This window comes from Duganella sp. GW822-FHT06D06 (assembly GCF_058799615.1).
Genome location: NZ_JBXALQ010000030.1, coordinates 12148 through 32321, shown reverse-complemented (window position 1 = coordinate 32321; position 20174 = coordinate 12148). Strand labels below are relative to the sequence as shown.

Genomic DNA, 20174 nt, shown 5'->3' with positions numbered 1-20174 from the left:
CATGCTGCATATCGTCGATGATGAAGCGGTCGTACGCGACTCCCTGACCTGGCTCGCCACCTCGCGCGGCATCCCCTCGCGCGCCTACGACTCGGCGCCGCAGCTGCTGGCCCACGCCGCGGCCGGCCAGTTCGACGCCGACGGCGACTGCGTGCTGCTCGACGTGCGCATGCCGGACATGAACGGCGTGGCGGCGTTCGACCAGTTGTCCGCGCGCGGCCTGACGCAGCGCATGCCGGTGATCTTCCTGACCGGCCATGGCGACGTGCCGATGGCGGTCGACGCGCTCAAACGCGGCGCCTTCGACTTCTTCGAGAAGCCCTTCAACGACAACCAGCTGATGGACCGGGTGCAGGAAGCGCTGGCCAACTCGCGCCAGGCCGGCGCCATGGCGGCGGTGCACGCGCGCCTGGCCACGCTGTCTGCGCGCGAGCGCGAAGTGCTGGACCTGATCCTGGCCGGCAAAATGAACAAGGTGGTGGCCGACCAGCTGGGCATCAGCATGCGCACCGTCGAGGTGCATCGCGCCCACATCTTCGACAAGATGCAGGTCAAGACCGCGGTCGAACTGGCCGGCCTGCTGAAATAGGAACGACATGTTGATATCGCTGGTTGTCGTCTTCATCCTCGCCTATGCCGCCATCGCGCTCGAACATCCGCTCGGCATCAACAAGTCCGCCTCGGCCCTGGTGGGCGCCGGCCTCATGTGGTGCATCTACGCGCTGGGCATGGACGACCCGCAGCTGGTAGGTGGCAAGCTCGACATCACCGTCGCCGCGACCGCGCAAATCGTCTTCTTCCTGATCGGCGCCATGACCATCGTCGAAGTGGTCGATTCCCACCACGGCTTCGACGTCATCACCGCGCGCATCGGCACCTCGCGGCTAGCGTCGCTGATGTGGCTGGTCGGCCTGGCGACCTTCTTCCTCAGCGCCATCCTCGACAACCTGACCACCACCATCGTCATGATTTCGCTGACCAGGAAGCTGCTCGAGCGGGCGCAGGACCGGCTGCACTTCGCCGGCATCATCGTGCTGGCGGCCAACGCCGGCGGCGCCTGGTCGCCGATCGGCGACGTCACGACGACGATGTTGTGGATAGGCGGCCAGATCTCCAGCACCGGCATCATCGAGGCGGTGTTCCTGCCGTCGCTGGTCAGCCTGCTGGTGCCGTTGGCGATCTCGGCCTACGCGGTGCGGGGACGCGGCGTCGACGCCCCCCAGCGCGGCGACGGCCAGGCCGCCCATGCGGGCAGCGGCTTCGAACGCGCGCTGATGTTCGGCCTGGGCATGGGCATCCTGTTGGCGGTGCCGGTGTTCAAGGCCGCCACGCAGCTGCCGCCGTTCATGGGCATGCTGTTCGGCCTGGGGCTGTTGTGGCTGGTGGGCGAGCTGCTCCACCGGGGCAAGCAGCTCGAAGACCGGGAAGCGCTGTCGCTGACCAGCGCGCTGCAGCGCATCGACCTGAGCGCGATCATCTTCTTCATCGGCATCCTGCTGGCAGTGGCCACGCTGGAACACAGCCACATCCTGACGGCGCTGGCCGCATGGCTGGAGCGCGCGATCGGCCGCCAGGACCTGATCGTGGTCGCGCTCGGCCTGCTGAGCGCGGTCGTCGACAACGTGCCGCTGGTGGCCGCCTCGATGGGCATGTACCACCTCGCCCAGTATCCGCTCGACGATTTCCTGTGGCATTTCATCGCCTACTGCGCCGGTACCGGCGGCTCGATCCTGATCATCGGCTCGGCCGCCGGCGTCGCCGCGATGAGCCTGGAGAGGATGCAGTTCATCTGGTACCTGCGCAAGATCAGCGGCCTGGCCTTGCTGGGCTACTTCGCCGGCGCCGCCGTCTACGTGCTGCAATACCGGCTGCTGCACTGAAACTGCCATCCACGCCGGCGGCAAGTCGCACGCGCCGTATCATCGCGTGGCCTTGGCGCCCACGGCGCGGAATAGTTGCGCGAGTTGCGCCCGCCACAGCTCGCCCACCGCGGCCGGATTCGTCGCCCGCAGCACCAATGGGGCGCCAAAAAACATCGTGGCCAGATTCACGAACAGGAAATCACCGTTCGCATCCGCCGGCAATTGCCCCAGCGTTTTCGCCGCGTCTATCAGTTCGGGAAAAATCGCATCGAGCCCCCTTGCCGGCACCGATGCTATGCCTTCCAGCGCGGGATGCGCCAGCAGACGCTCGGCAAGCGTCAAATCACTGGGTTCATGCGGCGTTTCCCTGCGCGCCTGGAACACGATGATTTCCGCCATCACCCGCGGGTGCTGCGAAATATCGGCCGCCGTTCGGGCGAACACGTCTTCGATCGCTGCCAGCGCACCGTGTTCGGCCAGCACCTTGCGCGCGTGCCAGCCCACCGAAAGCGACCAGACCTGGATGAAATAGTCGAGCAAGTCTTCCTTGCGCTGGAAGTAATTGAAAAAACTCGCCTCGGAAATGTCGGCGGCGGCGCACAAATCCTTGATGCGCACGGCTTCATAGGTCTGCGTCCCCAGCCGTGCGGTAAACGCTTCCAGCAGGGCCAGCTTGGTGCGCGCGTATTTGCGCTGTCGGAGTGGTTGATCTTCGATATTTTGCATATTAATAATATAGTTGACTTTAATTTTGTAGTCAACTATATTATTTTATCAAATCAACGAGAGCGAGAACAACCAATGAAAAACCGATTGAAGGCCTTGTGCTGGTCCCTGCTGGTGAGCGTAGTGCCGGCGGCGCTGGTGAGCAGTTGTGCCAGTACGCCGACGCTGCACGCAGTGAAGGAAGTACAAGTGTGCACAGATGGGAAATGCGATGGCGCCGCGCGAAAATATTCGACCGGACAGATGAGAGATAAATTCCAACAACTCTTGCAAGCGAACTTGAATGAGACGGCGTCGATCTGCGAAGCGGACCCCAAGACCCACGCCTGCACCAAGGACGAGATTTGCCATTTCGTCCTGGGCGGCGTCATCCCCGGCCCCGGTTGCTCTAAGACCCTGGTGTTGAGCGAAGTGACGCGGGACAGCGACGCCGACCAGATCAGCGTGAAAGCCAAGATGGCGCGCACCTTCATCGGCACGCCGCTGGTGTGCGGAGCGGCGGACGGCACGCTGTCGATTCGTTCCAGCGGCAAGATCGTCTTCGAACTGCAGCCGCACTATTGCAACTGGATGGTGGTCGGCAACATGCGGGCCACGTTCAGCTTCGCGGTGGAGTCGATGGACCTGGAAAAGGGACAACTTGCCGGCTACTGGACGCACGCCGTGTTTGGAACCGGCAACGGCAGCGGCTCAGGCTACGCAGTGCTGACCTTCCCCAAGGGCGCCGCGCGCGATGTGCATGCCGGCTTGCCGCCAGCAGCCGCGCGTTAACTCCACCCCACCCCGCTTGATTCCCCTCAAGCGAGCGCCTAACATGAAGTGACAAGATCGTCCCATGCTTACCTGGGACGAAAATAAACGCAAAGCAAACTTGGCAAGCCACGGAATTGACTTTGCCGAATTGGAAAGTGTCTTTGATCATTTCATGGATACCGAACCGGATATCAGTTCGGAACACCGCCTGAAGAGCTTATGCTGGTTTCGAGACCGGGTGGTGCTGATGGTATGGATTGAACAAGGAGATAAGACCCGAATAATTTCATGTCGGAATGCGAGCAGGTATGAAACACGAATTTACTCCAAAAGGGCCACCTTTTAGCCCTGAAGAAATAGAGGCTATCATCGCGGCAGCGCCTGAATATGTCGATGATCCGGATTGCCCATACGATCCAAATAACGAGGCTGAAGTGGAAGCATACTGGTCAAAGGCAAAAATGATTTTGCCGGGTCAGCATGCCTTCCAGAAAAAGAGCAGGAAAGCCAACGATTAAGCTGCCTTCTGCGCGGCGACCCACTCGTCCACCACCTGCTCCAGCACCGGCAGCGGCACGTTGCCGGTCTCCAGCACCACGTTGTGGAAGGCCTTGATCGAGAACTTGTCGCCCAGCGCCTTGTGCGCCTTGGCGCGCAGGTCGAGGATGCGCATCATGCCGATCTTGTAGGCGCAGGCCTGGCCCGGCATGGCGACATAGCGCTCCACTTCCGCCGCCGGGATGCCGTAGTCTATGCCCTGCTGGCGCGTCCACTTCATCGCGTGCAGGCCGGTGTCCACCACCAGCCGGCGCGCGCGGAACAGTTCCGCGTCCAGCTGGCCCAGATGGCCGACCACGTCGCCGTCGTACCAGTTGTTTTCCGCCGCCAGCTGTTCCGCATACAGCGCCCAGCCCTCGCCATACGCCGAGCCCACCGCGAACACACGGTCGCGCCGGTAGCGCGGCAGCTTGTCGTTCTCCTGCTGCAGCGCGACCTGGAAGTGGTGGCCCGGCACGCCCTCGTGATACACCAGCGTGCGCATGCCGACGATGCGGAACTCAGGCCCCGGCATCGGCGCCCAGAAAATGCCCGGCCGCGTGCCATCCCTGGCCGGCCCGGTGTAATGGGCCGCCGCCGTCTTCTCGGTGAACGATGGCTCGCGCTTGACCACCACCGGCGCTTTCGGCGTGACGTCGAACAGCTGTTTCGCACGCGACTCGGCATCGCGCAGCAGGCCATCGTAGCGCGCCAGCAGCGCCGGACGCGGATCGGCGTCCTTCGGCTGCGAATCCTTTTCCAGCTTGGCCATGCGCTCCTTGATGCTGCCGTCGGTGTAACCCAGCGACGCCAGCAGACCTGCCATCTCCTGCTCGATGCGCGCCACTTCCCGCAGGCCGATGTTGTGGATCTGCTCCGGCGTGTAGTCGGTTGAGGTCATCTGCTTGAGCAGCAGCGCGTAGGCCTTGTCGCCATGGGGCAGGCGCCACAGGCCGGCGTCGTTGGTGGTGCGCGGCAGCTGCTCTTGCAGCATCGCGCGGGCGCGCTGGAACACCGGGATGATCGATTGCCTGACGATGGCTTCGGCCGTTGTCGCAAACTTCGCCTGCTGTTCCGGCGACACGTCCTTCAAGCCGCTCATGCGCTGCTTCAGCGTGGCGACGAAGACATTGTTCTCCGGCGCGCCGTCGAGGAAGCGGTCCAGCTGTCCGATCGAGGACTGCGTCAAAAAGGTCGGCATCAGGATGCCGTGGCCGGCGGCGCCGCGCGCCTGCACGATGCCGGTGTCCATCTTGCCGGCCACCGCCTTCAGGCGCACCAGGTAGTTTTCCACGTCGCGCTGGTTGCGGATCGGGTGCGCCTGCGTCAGGAAGTTCACCAGCTGCACATGCAGGCCGCCGAACTGGTTGAACACGAAGTTATAGTCCGCGTAAGGCCAGGCATCGACGGCGCCGCGCAAATTCCAGGCGATGCTGGCGGCGCTGGCGCGCTGCTGCGGCGTCAGCGTCTGCTGGTCGATCTTGGCCAGCTGCGCCAAGGCGGTCTTGGCGGCGGCCACCTCGCCGGCGCGGTGGACGATGGAGTTGGGCGTCAGCTTGCGGTCCAGGCGATCCTGCACCTTGCCGCTGAAGTACTGCTTCTGCGTGGCCTGCTCAGGGTCGTTGCGTACCTTGGCGTTGGCGACCTTGTCGGCCCAGTCGTCGAAGCTGGCGCCATGCGCGGCCAGCGTGAGGGATGCGCCGGCAAGCAGCGAAATGAATCTGGTTGAAGTATGCATGGACGTGGGCCTTGTAAAAGAACCGCACGAGTGTAGCGCAGTTCAAGCGTGGCAGGCCAGCGCCCATTCGACGTGCTCGCGCACCAGTTCCGACGGGTGCTCGCGGCGCGCCGTCAACGCCGCCACGATGGCCGCATCGCCCCTGGCGCCGGCCGCCGCGTTGCCCAGGCCGACCGCGATATTGCGCAGCCAGCGTTCATGGCCGATGCGGCGTATCGGACTGCCTTCCATCTTGCGGTTGAATTCGTCCTCGGTCCAGGCGAACAATTCGACCATCGAGGCGCTGCCCAAGCCGTGGCGTTCGTCGAAGTCCGGCAGCACCGCGCGCTGCGCGAACTTGTTCCATGGGCAGGCGGTCTGGCAATCGTCGCAGCCGTAGACGCGGTTGCCGATCAGCGGCCGCATCTCCAAAGGGATCGCGCTTTTCAGTTCGATCGTCAGGTAGGACACGCAACGGCGCGCATCCAGCTTGCCCGGCCCGAGGATGGCCTGGGTCGGGCAGATGTCGATGCACGCCGAGCACTGGCCGCAATGGCTGCCGGTCGGTTCATCCACCGGCAACGGCAGGTCGACCAGGAACTCGCCCATGAAGAACATCGAACCGGCGCTGCGCGACAACAGCAAGGTGTGCTTGCCGCGCCATCCCAGGCCGGCCTTCTCCGCCAGCGGCAGCTCCATCAGCGGCGCCGAGTCGGTGAAGACGCGGTAGCCGAACTCGCCGATCTCCGCCTTGACCTTGTCGGCCAGCTGCTGCAGGCGCGCGCGCAGCACCTTGTGGTAGTCCCTGCCGCGCGCATAGACCGAGATCACGGCGGCGCCGGGATCGGCCAGCCGGGCTTCCTCGCGCGCGCGCCAGTCGTTGTCGCCACCGGTTTCCGTGTCCCTCGGCAGGTAGTTCATGCGGGCGCTGATCACCCGCACCGTGCCCGGCACCAGCTCGGCAGGACGGGCGCGCAGCATGCCGTGGGTGGCCATATAGTCCATTTCGCCGTGCATGCCGGCGTCCAGCCACGCCTGCAGGCCGGCCTCGGCGTGACTGAGGTCGATGTCGGTGATGCGGATTTCGGCGAAGCCCAGCTCTCCCCCCCAGCGCTTGATGCTGAGGGCGAGTTCGGCTAAATTGGTGACTGGCAGGGACATCGGTAGCAGGTGGCGGTTACAATGGCTGGCGATCCAACCAATACGACATTCTAATTGATGCAGCACTTCCAAGCCCATCTCCATGACGAAGCCGGCACCGCCGCCCTGGGCACGGCCCTGGCGCGCGCCCTGGCGCCCGGCCTGGTGATCTACCTGCACGGCGACCTGGGGGCCGGCAAGACCGCCCTCACCCGCTCCCTGCTGCACGCCGCCGGCCATGTGGGCACGGTCAAAAGCCCGACCTACACCCTGTCCGAACCGTATGCGATCCAGCTCGGCGGCCGCAGCGTCAGCGTGATCCATTTCGACCTGTACCGCATGGGCAGCCCGGAGGAATTCCTCGACGCCGGCTTCCGGGAAGACTTCAACGGCGACAACATCTGCATCGTCGAATGGCCCGAGAAGGCCGACCGCGTGCTGCCTGCCGCCGATATCAACCTGTTTCTGACTGTGGCCGGCAACGGCCGTGATGTAGAATTGCAGGCGTCCACCGCCCTGGGTAACTCATGTCTTCAACGCCTCAAATTCGCCCCGAACATGTAAACAAGGGGTTGGAAAACCCGCCTGTTTCGCGCCGCACCGTCCTCAAGGCCGGCGCCACGCTGCTGCTTTCCGTGCTGGCGCCGATCCGCGCCTATGCCGCGCAGATCCTGGCGGTGCGGGTCTGGCCGGCCGAGGACTACACCCGCGTCACGCTGGAAAACGACGCCGCGCTCAAGGCCACCCACTTCGTCGTCAAGGACCCGGAACGCATGGTGGTCGACATCGAAGGCCTGGAGCTGAACCCCACGCTCAAAAGCCTGGTGGCCAAGATCCAGTCCAACGACCCGTACATCAAGCAGGTGCGCGTGGGCCAGAACCGGCCCAACGTGGTGCGCCTGGTGTTCGACCTGAAGGAAGAGATCAAGCCGCAGGTGTTCACGCTGGCCCCGGCCGGCAACTACAAGCACCGCCTGATCTTCGACCTGTATCCGGTCAAGCCGGTCGACCCGATCGCCGCGATGATCGAAAAAGGCGACTGGTCGAGCGACGGCAAACCGCCGCCTTCCGGCGCGGCCGCCACCGGCAGCGCGCCCAAGGGCGACATGCCGCCGCTCAAGCCAGCCGAAGCCGAGGCGCTGGCCGCCGCGCCGCAAGCGCAGCTCGATGCGCTCAAGCCCAACACCAGGGCCGAGCCGCGCGCGGAACTGAAGAACGAACTGAAAACCGCCGAGGCGCAGACCCGCGCCAGCGAGAAGGCGGATAAAGGCGCCGACAAGAACGGCAAGCTGGTACGCATGCTGACCGTGGTGCTGGACCCCGGCCACGGCGGCGAAGACCCCGGCGCGTCGGGCAAGAACGGCAGCCGCGAGAAGGACATCGTGCTGTCGATCGCCAAGCGCCTGAAGGACAAGATCGAGGAATTCCCCAATATGCGCGTGATGCTCACGCGCGACGGCGACTACTTCGTGCCGCTCGGCACCCGCGTCGACAAGGCCCGCAAGGTGCAGGCCGACCTGTTCGTCTCGATCCACGCGGACGCCTTCGTGCAGCCGACCGCGCGCGGCTCGTCGGTGTTCGTGCTGTCGGAAAAAGGCGCCAGCTCGTCGGCGGCGCGCTGGCTGGCGGACAAGGAAAACCTGGCCGACACCATCGGCGGCGTCAACGTCAGGACCCAGGACCGCCAGCTGGCCAGCGTGCTGCTGGACCTGTCGACCACGGCGCAGATCAACGATTCGCTGCGGCTGGGCAAATCCGTGCTGGGCGAGATCGGCGGCATCAACCGCCTGCACAAAGGCTCGGTCGAGCAGGCCGGCTTCGCGGTGCTGAAGGCGCCGGACATTCCGTCGATCCTGATCGAGACCGCCTTCATCTCCAACCCGGAAGAAGAAGCCAAGCTGCTCGACGACGGCTACCAGAACCAATTGGCCGATGCCATCGTCAAGGGCATACGGCGTTATTTCGCGAAGAACCCACCGCTGGCAAAGAACCGGCTGACTTGATAAAACGGACGAGACATGGCTGTCATAACCAACACGGAATACGGCGCACTGCCGGCAGTACAGATCACGGCGGCCGACGGCAGCCAGGCGACGGTGTCGCTGTTCGGCGCCCACCTGCTGTCATGGAAAACCGGCGACGGCAAGGAGCGGCTGTTCGTCAGCGCGCAGACGCCGCTCGACGGCAGCAAGGCCATACGCGGCGGCGTGCCGGTGATCTTCCCGCAGTTTAATGTGCGCGGCCCCGGCCTGCGCCACGGCTTCGCCCGCGTCAGCACCTGGCGCCTGACCGGCAGCGGCGGCGACGGCGGCCAGTCCTTCCTCGAATTGAGCCTGAATCAGCACGACCTGGCGCCGGAACACGCGCAAGCCTGGCCGCACGCCTTCGAACTGACGCTGCGCTTCACCCTGCACGGCGAGTCGCTCGACGCGCAGTTCACCGTGCATAACAGCGGCGCGCAGGACTTCCCGTTCGGCGTCGCGCTGCACACCTATTACGACGTCGGCCAGCTGGCGGCGACCAGCATCAGCGGCTTGCAGCACATGCGCTGCACCGACCATCACCAGGAAACGCTGACGCAGGAGCATCCGGCGCTGCACTTCACCCAGAAGCTGGACCGCCTGTACCAGTCCACGCCGACGCTGACGCTGAACACCGCCAACGCCACGCTGCGCCTGGAGCAGCAAGGCTACGACAACTGGGTGGTGTGGAATCCGGGCCAGGACGACGCCAAGGCGCTGGTGGACCTGGCCGACGACGAATACCTGCGCTTCGTCTGCATCGAACCGGCGCGCATCGACCAGCAGCAGCTGGCCGCCGGCGCCACCTGGACCGGCAACCATCGCATCAGCGCGGATTAATTCGGATCTTTAGTTCGACTCTTTGACGATGCGGCCGGAACCCGGCTGGATAGGCCGCGCGTTCAATGGATAGAGGCGGCTGAACAGCGCCATCTGCGCCGGCGAGGCCTGCACCGGCTCCTTCATCACCAGCCACAGCACGCCCTCGGAGCACGGCGGCGTGGTCAGCGATCCCATGAACGTGAAATAGTCGCGGCGCGCCGGCAGCAGGTCCATCGGATCGAGCACGGTCGATGGCGCCAGCGTTTCCAGCTTCTCCAGCGGCAGGTTGTTCCACACCGTCTGGATCACCGGCTGCGGCTTGCCGCGTTCCAGCAGCAGCGCCAGCACGGCCAGCTTGCCCTCGCCATCCTTGTGCACCAGGTGCATCACCATCTCGTAACCCTTGCCGTTGATGCGCTCCTCCGACGGCCGGTGGAAATGGAACTGGATCAGCTCATACATGCGGTTGTTCACCGTGATGAAATTGCCGCTGCCGAGCATGACCTGCACCGTGTGGCCGTTGTCGGTCACGTTGAACGAGGAGGGATGGTAGTCGAAGGTGATCTGTTCCAGCTCGACCTTCATGCCGTCGCGGATATCGATCGGCGACTGGCGGTTGCCGGTGCCGCACTTGGCCCACTCGGGATTGATCCTGCCCCAGTTGGCCGGGCCGTTCTCGCCCTCGTACGACCAGTGGTTGCTGTACACCTTGGGCGCGACCGGCACGGCGGCGGCGACCTTCCTGGCCTTGGCCGCCGCGACGGCGCGGGCCTGCTGGTTGGCGCGCATGATGGCCAGGCGCGCCGCGATCTTGGCCGACAGGTCGGATTCCGCCTCGGCCTCGCGCTCGCGCTCGGACAGCTTGCGGGTCGGCGACGGGGTGGCGGAAGACGCGCCGGCGGCGGAAGCGCTGGAAGAAGCCGGGCTGTTCGGGCGGATGGAAGCGATCGACCCCGTCGCGCCACCCACCGCCGATTTCGTCGAAGGCGAAATCAGCGGATCGTTTGCAGCGCTGGCGGTCGCGAAGACGCAGCAGCAGGCAATCAGGGTGAGGAGAGGTCGCATGTGTATCCAGAAAGAAGAGAATTACACACTGGTATACGGATGCATTTGGGCAAAACTTGAGCGGACCGGGCCTTTCCTGGGAACTTTATTTACAAAGCATCACGCTCAGCGGCCCAGCATGCGGCGCGACAGCTTCCACACGCCGCCCAGCGCCATCGGCACCACGGCGATGCCGACGCCGAACAGCACGATCTCGGTCAGGTGTTCGCGGACGATGGCGATGTTGCCGAAGAAGTAGCCAGCCGTGGTCAGCAGCACCACCCACAGCACGGCGCCGGTGATGTTGTACATCTGGAAGCGGGCATGGGTCATGTCCGACACCCCGGCCACGAACGGCGCAAAAGTGCGCACCACCGGCACGAAACGCGCCAGCACGATGGTCTTGCCGCCGTGTTTTTCAAAGAATTCGTGGGTGCGGCGCAGCGCTTCCTTGTTGAGCCAGCGGTAATCGTGGGTGAACACGCGCTGGCCGATGGCCTCGCCTATCCAGTAATTGAGCGTGTTGCCAGTGACGGCCGCCGTAATCAGCAGCAGCATCAGCAGGAACAGATTCATTTCGCCCAGCGCGCACAGGGCGCCGGCAATGAACAGCAGCGTATCGCCTGGGAAGAAGAACAGCACCACCAGCCCGGTTTCGCAAAAGATAATCGCGAACAGCACGGCATACACCAAGGTTCCGTATTGCTGAATCAGCACTTCCAGTGTTTTGTCGACATGAAGGATCATGTCAAAAAATTGCATAAAATCCATATTCTTCCCATAAAGTCTGCGCCGGAATCATACACCACCCTTGCCCCGGTTGCGGAAGTTTCCAGACGGTTGATATCCAGTTTACAATCCCCCGAGCGTCCGCAACAAGCAGGCGCGACCAACCAAGGAGATAATGGATGTCCCCGACCCACCCGTTCCGCGCCCTTCCCCTCTCCGCCCTGGCGCTCGGCCTGGCCAGCCTGGCGCACGCCGCCGACCTGCCGGTTCGGCCCAGCGCCGCCGACATCGTCAAGCTGTCCAAGCCGTCCGACTGGCGTCCGCTGGACCCCAACCACACCCTGTACATGGAGCTGCCCAGCGGCCGCGTGGTGATCGAGCTGGCGCCGGATTTCGCGCCGCAGAACGTCGCCAACATCAGGACCATGGTCAAGGAAGGCTATTTCGACGGCCTGGCCATGCTGCGCTCGCAGGATAACTATGTGGCGCAGTGGGGCGACCCGAACGCCGATACCCAGCCCAAGTCGCTGGGATCGGCCAAGGCCAAGGTGGCGGGCGAGTTCACGGTGCCGATGGCGAACGACAAGCGCTTCGTGCGCCAGCAGGACGCGGACGGCTACGCGCCGCAGATCGGCCATTCAAACGGTTTCCCGGTCGGCCGCGACCCCAAGGCCAAGACCACCTGGCTGGCGCACTGCTACGGCATGGTCGGCGTGGGCCGCGACAACGACACCGACAGCGGCAACGGCTCCGCGCTGTATGCCGTCACCGGCAACGCGCCGCGCCACCTGGACCGCAATATCACGGTGGTGGGCCGGGTGGTGGCGGGCATGCCGCTGCTGACCAGCCTGCCGCGCGGCAGCGAGGCGATGGGCTTCTACGGCGCCAACGAGGCCCGCATGCCGATCAAATCGGTGCGGCTGGAGGCCGATGTGCCGGAGGCGGAGCGCAGCCACCTGGAAGTGATGCGCAGCGACGCGCCTATTTACAAGGACGTGGTCGACGCGGCGCGCAACCGCGGCGGCCCGTGGAACAAATTCACGCCGCATTACGTTGAGCTGTGCAATGCGCCGATTCCCGTGCGCGAGCATCCAAAAGACTAAGCCCGGCGGGGGAGCGGGCGCGGCGAGCAGTTATAATCTCATGATGAACGCGCCCGACACTTCCCCCCGTACTCCCCGCCCCATCCAGGCCCTGCCCGACCAGCTGATTTCGCAGATCGCCGCCGGCGAGGTCGTCGAACGGCCGTCCGCCGTGGTCAAGGAGCTGCTGGAAAACGCGCTCGACGCCGGCTCCACCCAGATCACCGTGCGGCTGGAGGAAGGCGGCGTCAAACGCATCGCCATCACCGACAACGGCCGCGGCATCCCGCCCGAGCAGATGCCGCTCGCGCTGGCGCGCCACGCCACCTCCAAGATCGCCTCGCTGGACGACCTGGAAAACGTCGGCACGCTGGGCTTCCGCGGCGAGGCGCTGGCCTCGATCGCCTCGGTGGCCGCCGTCACGCTGACCTCGCGCACCGCCGACGCCGCCCACGCGTGGGAAATCGTCGGCTCGCACAACGGCGCGGTGGCGCCGTCGTCCGGCGCCCAGGGCACCACGGTCGACGTGCAGGACCTGTACTTCAACACGCCGGCGCGCCGCAAGTTCCTCAAATCCGAGCAGACCGAGTTCGGCCACTGCGCCGAAGTCGTGCGCCGCATCGCGCTGGCGCGGCCGGACGTGTCGTTCTCGCTGAGCCACAACGGCCGCACCATCGACCACTGGAACGTCAGCGAGATGGCCAAGCGCAGCGCCCACATCCTCGGCGACGGCTTTGCCGAGGCGCGCCTGCCGATCGACGAAAGCGCCGGCCCGCTGCGCCTGCACGGCTACGCCGGCCTGCCGACCGCCTCCAAGGCGCGCGCCGACGGCCAGTTCTTCTACGTGAACGGCCGCTTCGTGCGCGACAAGGTGCTGGTGCACGCCGTCAAGGCGGCCTACCAGGACGTGCTGCACGGCGACCGCTTCCCTTCCTACGTGCTGGCGCTCGATCTCGATCCCGCGCTGGTGGACGTCAACGTCCATCCGTCGAAGATCGAAGTGCGCTTCCGCGACAGCCGTGCGGTGCACCAGTTTGTGTTCCACGCGGTGCAGCGCGCGCTGGCGCAGACCTCGGCCACCTCGCACGGCAGCGTGCCGTCGCCGCTGCCGGCGGCCGAAAGCCTGGGCAGTTCGACCTGGCGCGGCGAGCAGACTTCGTTCGGGCCGTTGCTGGCGCCGGACTACTCGCCGACGTTCTCGCCATCGCCATTCGGCTCGCGCGACGGCGGCGCAGGCGCCGGCTTTGGCGCGCCGCGCTTCGGCGGCAGCGAAGGCGGCGTCTCCCAGAATACGGAAAAATACGGCGCCCTGTTCGGCGGCTCCGGGCCCGTCACCGGCTACCGCGCCGAATCCGACATGGCGCTGCCGCAGGCCAGCCCGTTCAGCGTCTCCCCGGCCGCGATGGCGCAGGAAGAGTTCCCGCTCGGCTTCGCGCTGGCGCAGCTGCACGGCATCTACATCCTGGCGCAGAACAACAAGGGCATGGTGCTGGTCGACATGCACGCCGCGCACGAGCGCATCCTGTACGAGCAATTGAAGACCGCCCTGGACAGCCGCGTCGCCGGCGAAGAGATGCAGGTGCAGCCGTTGCTGATCCCGGTCACCTTCTACGCCGACACGGTGGAAGTGGCCACCGCCTCGGAACACCAGGAGACCTTGCAGGCGCTGGGCTTCGACATCGCCACGCTGTCGCCGACCACGCTGGCGGTGCGCTCGGTGCCGGTGCTGCTGAAGAACGCCGACGCCCAGACGCTGGCGCGCGACGTGCTGCGCGACGTGCGCGAATTCGGCGGCTCGCGGGTGCTGATCGAGCGCCAGAACGAGCTGCTGGGCACCCTCGCCTGCCACACGGCGGTGCGCGCCAACCGCATCCTGTCGACGCAGGAAATGAACGCGCTGCTGCGCCAGATGGAGATGACCGAACGCGCCGACCAGTGCAACCACGGCCGCCCGACCTGGGTGCAGGTGGAAATCGGCGCGCTCGACAAGCTGTTCCTGCGCGGTCAATAAGATGAACACTCACGTTTCAAAACCGCTGGCGGTCGCCATCATGGGGCCCACGGCGTCGGGCAAGACGGCGTCCGCGCTGGCGATCGCGCAGCGCATTCCGTCGGAGATCATCTCGGTCGATTCGGCGCTGGTGTATCGCGGCATGGACATCGGCACCGCCAAGCCCACGCGCGAGGAACGCGCCGCCGCGCCGCATCACCTGATCGACATCCTCGATCCGCTCGATTCGTACTCGGTGGCGCAGTTCCGCAACGATACGCTGCGGCTGGTCGACGAGATCGTCGCGCGCGGCAAGCTGCCCTTGCTGGTGGGCGGCACCATGCTGTACTTCAAAGGACTGGCCGACGGCCTCGATGACCTGCCCGGCGCCGATCCGGCATTGCGCGCGGAGCTGGAAGAGGAAGCGGCCCGCATCGGCTGGCCGGCCATGCACGCCAGGCTGGCATTGCTCGATCCCGAAACCGCCGCCCGCCTGGCGCCGGCGGACGCACAGCGCATCCAGCGCGCGCTGGAAATCTGCGCCCTGAGCGGCAAGCCGATGTCCGAACTGCTGGCGTTGAAGGAGAAGACCGAGCTGCCGTTCGATCTGCTGTCGTTCGCGCTGGAGCCGTCGGACCGCGCCGTGCTGCACCAGCGCATCGAGCGCCGCTTCGACATCATGCTGGAAGAAAGCCCGGACGGTAACCTGATCACCGAAGTGGAAATGCTGCGCCGCCGCGGCGACCTGCATCCCGGCCTGCCGTCGATGCGCTGCGTCGGCTACCGCCAGGCCTGGGAATACCTGGACGGCACCATCGACTACAAGACCATGCGCGAAACCGGCATCATCGCCACGCGCCAGTTGGCCAAGCGCCAGCTGACCTGGCTGCGCTCCATGCCGGAACGCGTGGTGCTCGACTGCCTGGGCGCCGATCCGGCCAGCGCGATGCTGGCGCAGATCGCCGAGAAGCTGGGCTAGGTTTTCGGCGGCGCGGAATCCATATAAATGATTTCCCACAAATGACCGTCGAGGTCCTGGTAACCGTGGCCGTACATGAAGCCATGGTCCTGCGGCTCCTTGTAGACGCTGCCGCCGGCCTCGATGGCCTTGTTGACCATGGACGTGACCTGCTCGCGTGACTCCACCTGCAGGCACAGCAGCACCTCGGTCGACGCGCGGGCGTCGCAGATAGGTTTCGGCGTGAAGCCCTTGAAGCGTTCCTCGGTCAGCAACATGACGAAGATATTGTCCGCCACGATCATGCAGGTGGCGCCGTCGTCGGTGTATTGCTGGTTGAAGGAATAACCCAGATGAGTAAAGAACCTGACCGAAGCGACCAGGTCGCGCACGGGCAGGTTTACAAAGATATTTGTCGCCATATCGTCTCCGTTAATAAAATGCTCAGAGCAGCATACCAATTTGACTATATTTTGGCACGCGATTCAAAATTTTAAGAATTTTTCGGAACGGTCGTTGACAGCGAAAGCTCGAGCCCCCATAATGCTGGGCGTTGCAGGTGATATAGCTCAGTTGGTTAGAGCACAGCATTCATAATGCTGGGGTCGGTGGTTCAAGTCCACCTATCACCACCAAGAATTCGATAAGCCGTTGACCCGAAAGGTTCAGCGGCTTTTTCATGTCCGCTCTCCTCTCCCGGCAACTGAACCGAGCATTTGCCCAAGCCTCTGGTGGCGCGTGGCCAACTGCACACACCCTCTCATCATGCAGCGCAGCCGGATGCTCGTTCCCGCAGGTCAAATGTTATTGACATAACAATCTTGGCTCCTTATGATGCGCCAACGTTAATAACTTTTTAACATGATATCTGTTCTGACAAGCTCAGCTTTATGTGCAACACCTTCAGGAGTCCACTCATGATGAAACACCTTTTATCCCCAGCCCTGATCGCCGCCGTCGGCATCTTCGGCGCCGCTTCCGGCGCGCAAGCCGTCAATATGGTGGAAATCAGCGGCAACAATATCTCGTATTTCTATGACAGCGATTTTTGGGGCATGAATAACGCGAGCCTCAGCGGGAACACGCTGAACTTCAACACCAAGGACTTGTTGACCGCCAACGCGGTAATCAGCCGCACCAAGGGCACGGCTTTCGATGAATCCACATGGAAAGACCAGGCAGGGGTTATTGCCGTAGCTCGCAACGGCAGCAGCGTGAGTGCCAAGGTGGGCAACAAGGCCACGTTCAGCGGTCAATTCAATGGCGGCTCGGGTAGCGTCCGGAGCAGCCAAGGCTACGACGTTTACAGCGGCAAGTATGCCAACGGCACGTTCAACGCCGCGCACCCGAACGACGCCGAGGGCTGGGGCGGTTTCACGCTGTCCCGCAGCTCCAAAGCCGGATCGTTCACCGAGCAGGTGGCAGCGTCCTACTATCAGGACGGCTGGACCACACTGAATTTACAGGCGCTGCAGGTCGTTTCCGTGATCGACGTGCATGCCTATCAAGATGGCCGCGGCAGCAGCTTCGCCAGCATCGACAAGTTCTCCTATGAATTTACGGTGACCAATGCGCCAGCGGTACCGGAGCCGGAAACCTACGCCATGTTGTTGGCCGGCCTGGGCCTGCTCGCCGCAGTCGGTCGTCGCGCTTCCCGCAGCTAACTCTTTCCAGGATCATTCATGAACAAATTTTTCTCGCGCCTTGCCCTGCCGCTCTGTCTCGGAGCCGGCGCCCTCACGGCCCACGCCGCCAACATTGTTGAAATCGACGGCGCCCACGCCAGCTACTTTTACGACAGCGACATCTGGGGCGTCGGCACAGCCACCGTCACTGGCGATACGCTGAGCTTTGCTCTCGGGAACGACTACCGCCTGAACGCCAAGGTCACGCCAGGCATGATCTCGCGTGAAAAACACGCCGACCTCGGCGAGGACATCGCAGGTATCGTCGCAGTGGCCAAGGCCGGCTACCAGATCAGCACCACCGTTGCCCCCGGCATGCTAGGCAACTACCACATTGCCGACACAGGTGGCACCATCACGGCCAACAACAAAGGCTACGTGCTTTCTGGCAGCTACGACGGTAGCAAATTCACTGCCGCCTCCAACAATGCCGGCTTCTTCAACGCCTCCCTGTACGCCAACTCGGAATCTGCCAACAACAACGGGGCCCCCCATTCCGGCAATTTTGATAAGACCCGGGTTACAAATTGGGGAGCGGCGTTGAATGGTAGTGCCGTATGGATCAAACCAAGTTATATCACTGCGGAGACCCGGCAGATCGGTACAGGCGAAAGCGGCCTGGCGTTTACTGACGCCAGCTACACCTTCCAGCTGACGCAAGTGCCTCAACTCAATCCGATCAGCGCAGTGCCGGAACCCGCCACCTATGCCATGTGCCTGGCCGGCCTCGCTCTGCTGGGTCTGAGCCGTCGCCGCCGCGCCTGATCCGTCAGGCGTGCCTTGAGAACGGCTCGGCCTTGAAGGCCTGGCCGTTCTTGCGCGGCAGCGGCAACTCGAGCCAGGTCTTTTGTGTTTGCACGCTAGTTTTACATCCCCCCGCAAGCAGTCCGTTTGCCATCGGCGGATTTCTCACAGTAATTGGCGCGGCCACCACAGGCGACCCTCTTGCCATCCCGCGATTTTTCGCAATAGGTTGCCATGGCCCCGCAGCTCACCCTGGTTCCGTCCGGCGATTGCTCGCAGTACGCCGCCCCGCCGCCGCAGGCGACATCCTTCCCATCCCCCGACTTGTCGCAGTATTGCGGCCCGCTGGCGCCGCCGTACTGCGGGACGAAGCCAGGCACGGTAGGAATCGGCCTGATCCGCTCGGGACCACCCGCGCAGCCCGCGACGAGTAGCGCCATCCCGCAGGTGAGTATCAAAGCCCTGGTGATGCCTATTGCTGATTTCATATATTTCCCCTCGTTGCAGCTCCGCGGTGCACGGCTACTGATCCAGCAACTGGTATTTCTTCACGACGCCAGCCCTGTCGAACAGAATGGACAACTCCCTTTTATTGTCCGCGCTGTTCACCAGGAGGTTCACGTACGGTAAGGAGTCGACCATTTTCGAGTACCCCACCTGGTACAGCCAGAGCTCATAGCCATTGGGGAATTGGGTGACGGCGGCGGCGCCGAACGCCTGGCTGATATCGGCCTTGGTCGACTTGCCGATCACGATGCTCTGCGCGGCCCGGTCTTGCGTCAGCGAGTTCACCGCGCCGTTGCCGGTCGATGCGCAACCGGTCAACGCGGCGGCAAGGCACAACCATGCGACGAGCGCTAGTTTATTTTTCATGTTCAAAAGTCCTGTCATGGGTGCTTGCCTGTCGCCGGCGCCGACTGGGCGACAGGCGCGTCGTCGTCCATGTAATCGAACTGCAGCAAGGTATCGTCGGGCCACCCTTTTTCGTAGAGCGCCTTGAACTTGACCATGAATACCCGTTCGCGCAGGAAGGTCCAGTCCTCATAGGCCGGCAGCATCGGCGCCGTCGGCCCATGCAGCATGGCCGCCGGCAAGGGACTGCGCCGATTGCCGGACACCAGGGTGACACTGAACAGCGGCCGGTCGGCGAAATAATACATATTGATGGGGAAGGTCCGGCATGGATCTTCCGTCTTGGTGATCATGATATTGATCGGATGGTGGACGTAGGCGACCAGGTCGCCGACCATGGCCACTTTGCATTCGAGCAGCAGGTCGCCCAGGCGGCGCGCGTTCGGCGGCACGCCGGGACTGCGGATGTCAGCCCGCCACGCCAGGCTCTTCTCCTTGCGGTTGGACCTGACCATGGCCTTGTCGGCGGCCGCGGCAGGGTTTCTCGGCAAGACGAACGTCAGGTCCGGCCCCAGTGGAACGGGAATGTTCGTATGTTCCCCGGCGATCTGCAAAGCCAGTCCATCCATGGCGACGCCGGCCTGGCGGGGCTGCACCTTGAACCGCAACGATGCGCCGGGAGCCAGACTGCGATGTTTCTCGAATACATCCATTGCCGCCAGGATGTCTTTATACGATTTTTCATCGCGGTCCTGCGCCGAACCCTGCACTTCCACCACCGGGACGGGCGTCTCGGGGGCGGCCGCCAGCGCCGCCCCCGACCAGCAACACCACATCGCCGGCAGCAGCCATCGTTGCATGTGATTACACTTCATATTTGCGATCCAGTTCAAAACTTATACCCGAGGCCAAAATTCCAGAGAACGATGTTTTTCAGTTTCGCGTCGGAAGGCGTCGTGTAAGTGTCCCAACCCACGTTGACGAACAGGTTTTTGTCGATGTCGTATTGCACGCCGAGCCCGCCGGTCAAGCCGGTTTTCCTGCCGCCGAAAGCCACTGCGGAACCACTGCCCTTGGCATGAACGGAGGCGATCCCCAACCGGGTCAGCGCCGAGAACCCATTCGATCCAGGGATCTTCACCGCAGCGACCACGTTCCACGCATCGATTTTTTCAGTGGCCCGCGCGCTGACGGGCGTATTCACATTATAGGAATAATCGCGGGTTGCCATATACCCCGCTTCGATACCGAACATGGCGCCGAAGTCGTAGCCAGCCTGCAGCCTGAACGCCATCGGCTCGCTGCCGATGGACGACGTGACGCTGGCGACGCCAAGCGTGCGGGCCGCGCTGGCGTCCGCGGCTCCCTGGTCGACTTTTCCGAATGTTTTACCCACCGCGCCATAGACGTAAGGCCCTGGCGCGTCCGCCATCGCCGCACCGGCAACAGTCACTAACAAAACGCATGCCGCTATTGATTTCATATCGTCCCTTGAAAAATAAAAACTAAAAA

22 protein-coding genes and 1 tRNA gene are annotated in these 20174 nt (G+C 63.8%); 14 read left to right on the top strand and 9 right to left on the bottom strand.

The features are described 5' to 3' along the window. The first annotated feature begins 1 nt into the window (after position 1). Both AC1RMD_RS30255 and nhaD read left to right on the top strand, forming a co-directional pair. Complete coding sequence (locus tag AC1RMD_RS30255; protein WP_492932400.1) at positions 2-589, top strand: response regulator transcription factor; 588 nt, start codon at positions 2-4, stop codon at positions 587-589. A gap of 7 nt (positions 590-596) precedes the next feature. Further along, positions 597-1880 (top strand): sodium:proton antiporter NhaD, encoded by a 1284-nt coding sequence (gene nhaD / locus AC1RMD_RS30250; protein WP_492932398.1) that lies wholly within the window; start codon positions 597-599, stop codon positions 1878-1880. A gap of 39 nt (positions 1881-1919) precedes the next feature. Here nhaD and AC1RMD_RS30245 read toward each other — a convergent pair whose 3' ends face one another. Continuing rightward, on the bottom strand, positions 1920-2588 hold the full coding sequence (locus tag AC1RMD_RS30245) for a TetR/AcrR family transcriptional regulator (protein ID WP_492932396.1): 669 nt from the start codon (positions 2586-2588) through the stop codon (positions 1920-1922). Positions 2589-2831: 243 nt separating this feature from the next. On the opposite strand from AC1RMD_RS30245, the gene AC1RMD_RS30240 reads away from it, so the two are divergent. From AC1RMD_RS30240 to AC1RMD_RS30230, 3 genes are all read left to right on the top strand, one after another. Then, on the top strand, positions 2832-3359 hold the full coding sequence (locus AC1RMD_RS30240; RefSeq protein WP_492932394.1) for a hypothetical protein: 528 nt from the start codon (positions 2832-2834) through the stop codon (positions 3357-3359). Positions 3360-3423: 64 nt separating this feature from the next. Beyond that, positions 3424-3687, top strand: a complete 264-nt coding sequence (locus tag AC1RMD_RS30235; RefSeq protein ID WP_492932392.1) for a BrnT family toxin — start codon at positions 3424-3426, stop codon at positions 3685-3687. After that, positions 3650-3859, top strand: coding sequence for a hypothetical protein (locus AC1RMD_RS30230; protein ID WP_492932390.1), 210 nt, complete (start codon positions 3650-3652; stop codon positions 3857-3859). Before AC1RMD_RS30235 ends, AC1RMD_RS30230 begins: the two co-directional genes overlap by 38 nt. Here AC1RMD_RS30230 and AC1RMD_RS30225 read toward each other — a convergent pair. Both AC1RMD_RS30225 and queG read right to left on the bottom strand, forming a co-directional pair. After that, positions 3856-5616, bottom strand: a complete 1761-nt coding sequence (locus AC1RMD_RS30225; protein ID WP_492932388.1) for a DUF885 domain-containing protein — start codon at positions 5614-5616, stop codon at positions 3856-3858. The genes AC1RMD_RS30230 and AC1RMD_RS30225 overlap by 4 nt on opposite strands. 42 nt (positions 5617-5658) lie before the next feature. Continuing rightward, positions 5659-6756, bottom strand: coding sequence for a tRNA epoxyqueuosine(34) reductase QueG (queG, locus tag AC1RMD_RS30220; protein ID WP_492932386.1), 1098 nt, complete (start codon positions 6754-6756; stop codon positions 5659-5661). A gap of 57 nt (positions 6757-6813) precedes the next feature. Between queG and tsaE the strand changes: the two genes are divergently transcribed. From tsaE to AC1RMD_RS30205, 3 genes are read left to right on the top strand one after another with little or no spacing between them, the layout of a single operon-like run. Further along, on the top strand, positions 6814-7299 hold the full coding sequence (tsaE, locus tag AC1RMD_RS30215) for a tRNA (adenosine(37)-N6)-threonylcarbamoyltransferase complex ATPase subunit type 1 TsaE (protein WP_492932384.1): 486 nt from the start codon (positions 6814-6816) through the stop codon (positions 7297-7299). Beyond that, the gene (locus tag AC1RMD_RS30210; protein ID WP_492932382.1) at positions 7263-8738 is read left to right on the top strand and encodes an N-acetylmuramoyl-L-alanine amidase; all 1476 of its coding nucleotides are present in this window, start codon (positions 7263-7265) and stop codon (positions 8736-8738) included. The genes tsaE and AC1RMD_RS30210 overlap by 37 nt, the downstream gene beginning before the upstream one ends. Positions 8739-8753: 15 nt before the next feature. Next, positions 8754-9596, top strand: a complete 843-nt coding sequence (locus tag AC1RMD_RS30205; RefSeq protein ID WP_492932380.1) for a D-hexose-6-phosphate mutarotase — start codon at positions 8754-8756, stop codon at positions 9594-9596. A 9-nt stretch (positions 9597-9605) separates the two neighbouring features. On the opposite strand, the gene AC1RMD_RS30200 is transcribed toward AC1RMD_RS30205, so the two are convergent. Next, positions 9606-10643 (bottom strand): carbonic anhydrase, encoded by a 1038-nt coding sequence (locus AC1RMD_RS30200; RefSeq protein ID WP_492932378.1) that lies wholly within the window; start codon positions 10641-10643, stop codon positions 9606-9608. A 105-nt stretch (positions 10644-10748) separates the two neighbouring features. Continuing rightward, positions 10749-11393 carry a VTT domain-containing protein gene (locus tag AC1RMD_RS30195; protein WP_492932376.1) on the bottom strand — a complete coding sequence of 215 codons (645 nt, stop codon included), beginning with the start codon at positions 11391-11393 and terminating at the stop codon, positions 10749-10751. Positions 11394-11530: 137 nt separating this feature from the next. Here AC1RMD_RS30195 and AC1RMD_RS30190 point away from each other — a divergent pair, with 137 nt between their 5' ends. The 3 genes from AC1RMD_RS30190 to miaA are packed head-to-tail and all read left to right on the top strand — an operon-like array spanning position 11531 to position 15402. After that, positions 11531-12454 carry a peptidylprolyl isomerase gene (locus tag AC1RMD_RS30190; RefSeq protein WP_492932374.1) on the top strand — a complete coding sequence of 308 codons (924 nt, stop codon included), beginning with the start codon at positions 11531-11533 and terminating at the stop codon, positions 12452-12454. 43 nt (positions 12455-12497) lie between these two features. Then, positions 12498-14444, top strand: a complete 1947-nt coding sequence (mutL, locus tag AC1RMD_RS30185; RefSeq protein ID WP_492932416.1) for a DNA mismatch repair endonuclease MutL — start codon at positions 12498-12500, stop codon at positions 14442-14444. Between the two features lies 1 nt (position 14445). Beyond that, on the top strand, positions 14446-15402 hold the full coding sequence (miaA, locus tag AC1RMD_RS30180; RefSeq protein WP_492932372.1) for a tRNA (adenosine(37)-N6)-dimethylallyltransferase MiaA: 957 nt from the start codon (positions 14446-14448) through the stop codon (positions 15400-15402). On the opposite strand, the gene AC1RMD_RS30175 is transcribed toward miaA, so the two are convergent. Continuing rightward, positions 15399-15803, bottom strand: a complete 405-nt coding sequence (locus AC1RMD_RS30175; protein WP_492932370.1) for a VOC family protein — start codon at positions 15801-15803, stop codon at positions 15399-15401. The genes miaA and AC1RMD_RS30175 overlap by 4 nt on opposite strands. Before the next feature lie 136 nt (positions 15804-15939). On the opposite strand from AC1RMD_RS30175, the gene AC1RMD_RS30170 reads away from it, so the two are divergent. The 3 genes from AC1RMD_RS30170 (at position 15940) to AC1RMD_RS30160 (ending at position 17831) form a co-directional block, all read left to right on the top strand. Beyond that, positions 15940-16016 (top strand) — tRNA-Met (locus AC1RMD_RS30170). Between the two features lie 282 nt (positions 16017-16298). Continuing rightward, on the top strand, positions 16299-17045 hold the full coding sequence (locus AC1RMD_RS30165; protein WP_492932368.1) for a PEP-CTERM sorting domain-containing protein: 747 nt from the start codon (positions 16299-16301) through the stop codon (positions 17043-17045). 18 nt (positions 17046-17063) lie between these two features. Next, complete coding sequence (locus AC1RMD_RS30160; protein ID WP_492932366.1) at positions 17064-17831, top strand: PEP-CTERM sorting domain-containing protein; 768 nt, start codon at positions 17064-17066, stop codon at positions 17829-17831. Between the two features lie 501 nt (positions 17832-18332). Here AC1RMD_RS30160 and AC1RMD_RS30155 read toward each other — a convergent pair. Genes AC1RMD_RS30155 through AC1RMD_RS30145 form a run of 3 tightly spaced genes read right to left on the bottom strand, consistent with a single transcriptional unit; the run spans position 18333 to position 20145 of the window. Then, complete coding sequence (locus tag AC1RMD_RS30155) at positions 18333-18683, bottom strand: hypothetical protein (protein WP_492932364.1); 351 nt, start codon at positions 18681-18683, stop codon at positions 18333-18335. Positions 18684-18697: 14 nt separating this feature from the next. Continuing rightward, entirely contained in the window at positions 18698-19522 is an 825-nt protein-coding gene (locus AC1RMD_RS30150; protein WP_492932362.1) for a hypothetical protein, read from the bottom strand. A gap of 29 nt (positions 19523-19551) precedes the next feature. Continuing rightward, a complete protein-coding gene (locus AC1RMD_RS30145) occupies positions 19552-20145 on the bottom strand; it encodes a porin family protein (protein WP_492932360.1) in 594 nt (197 codons plus the stop codon). Positions 20146-20174 lie beyond the last annotated feature (29 nt).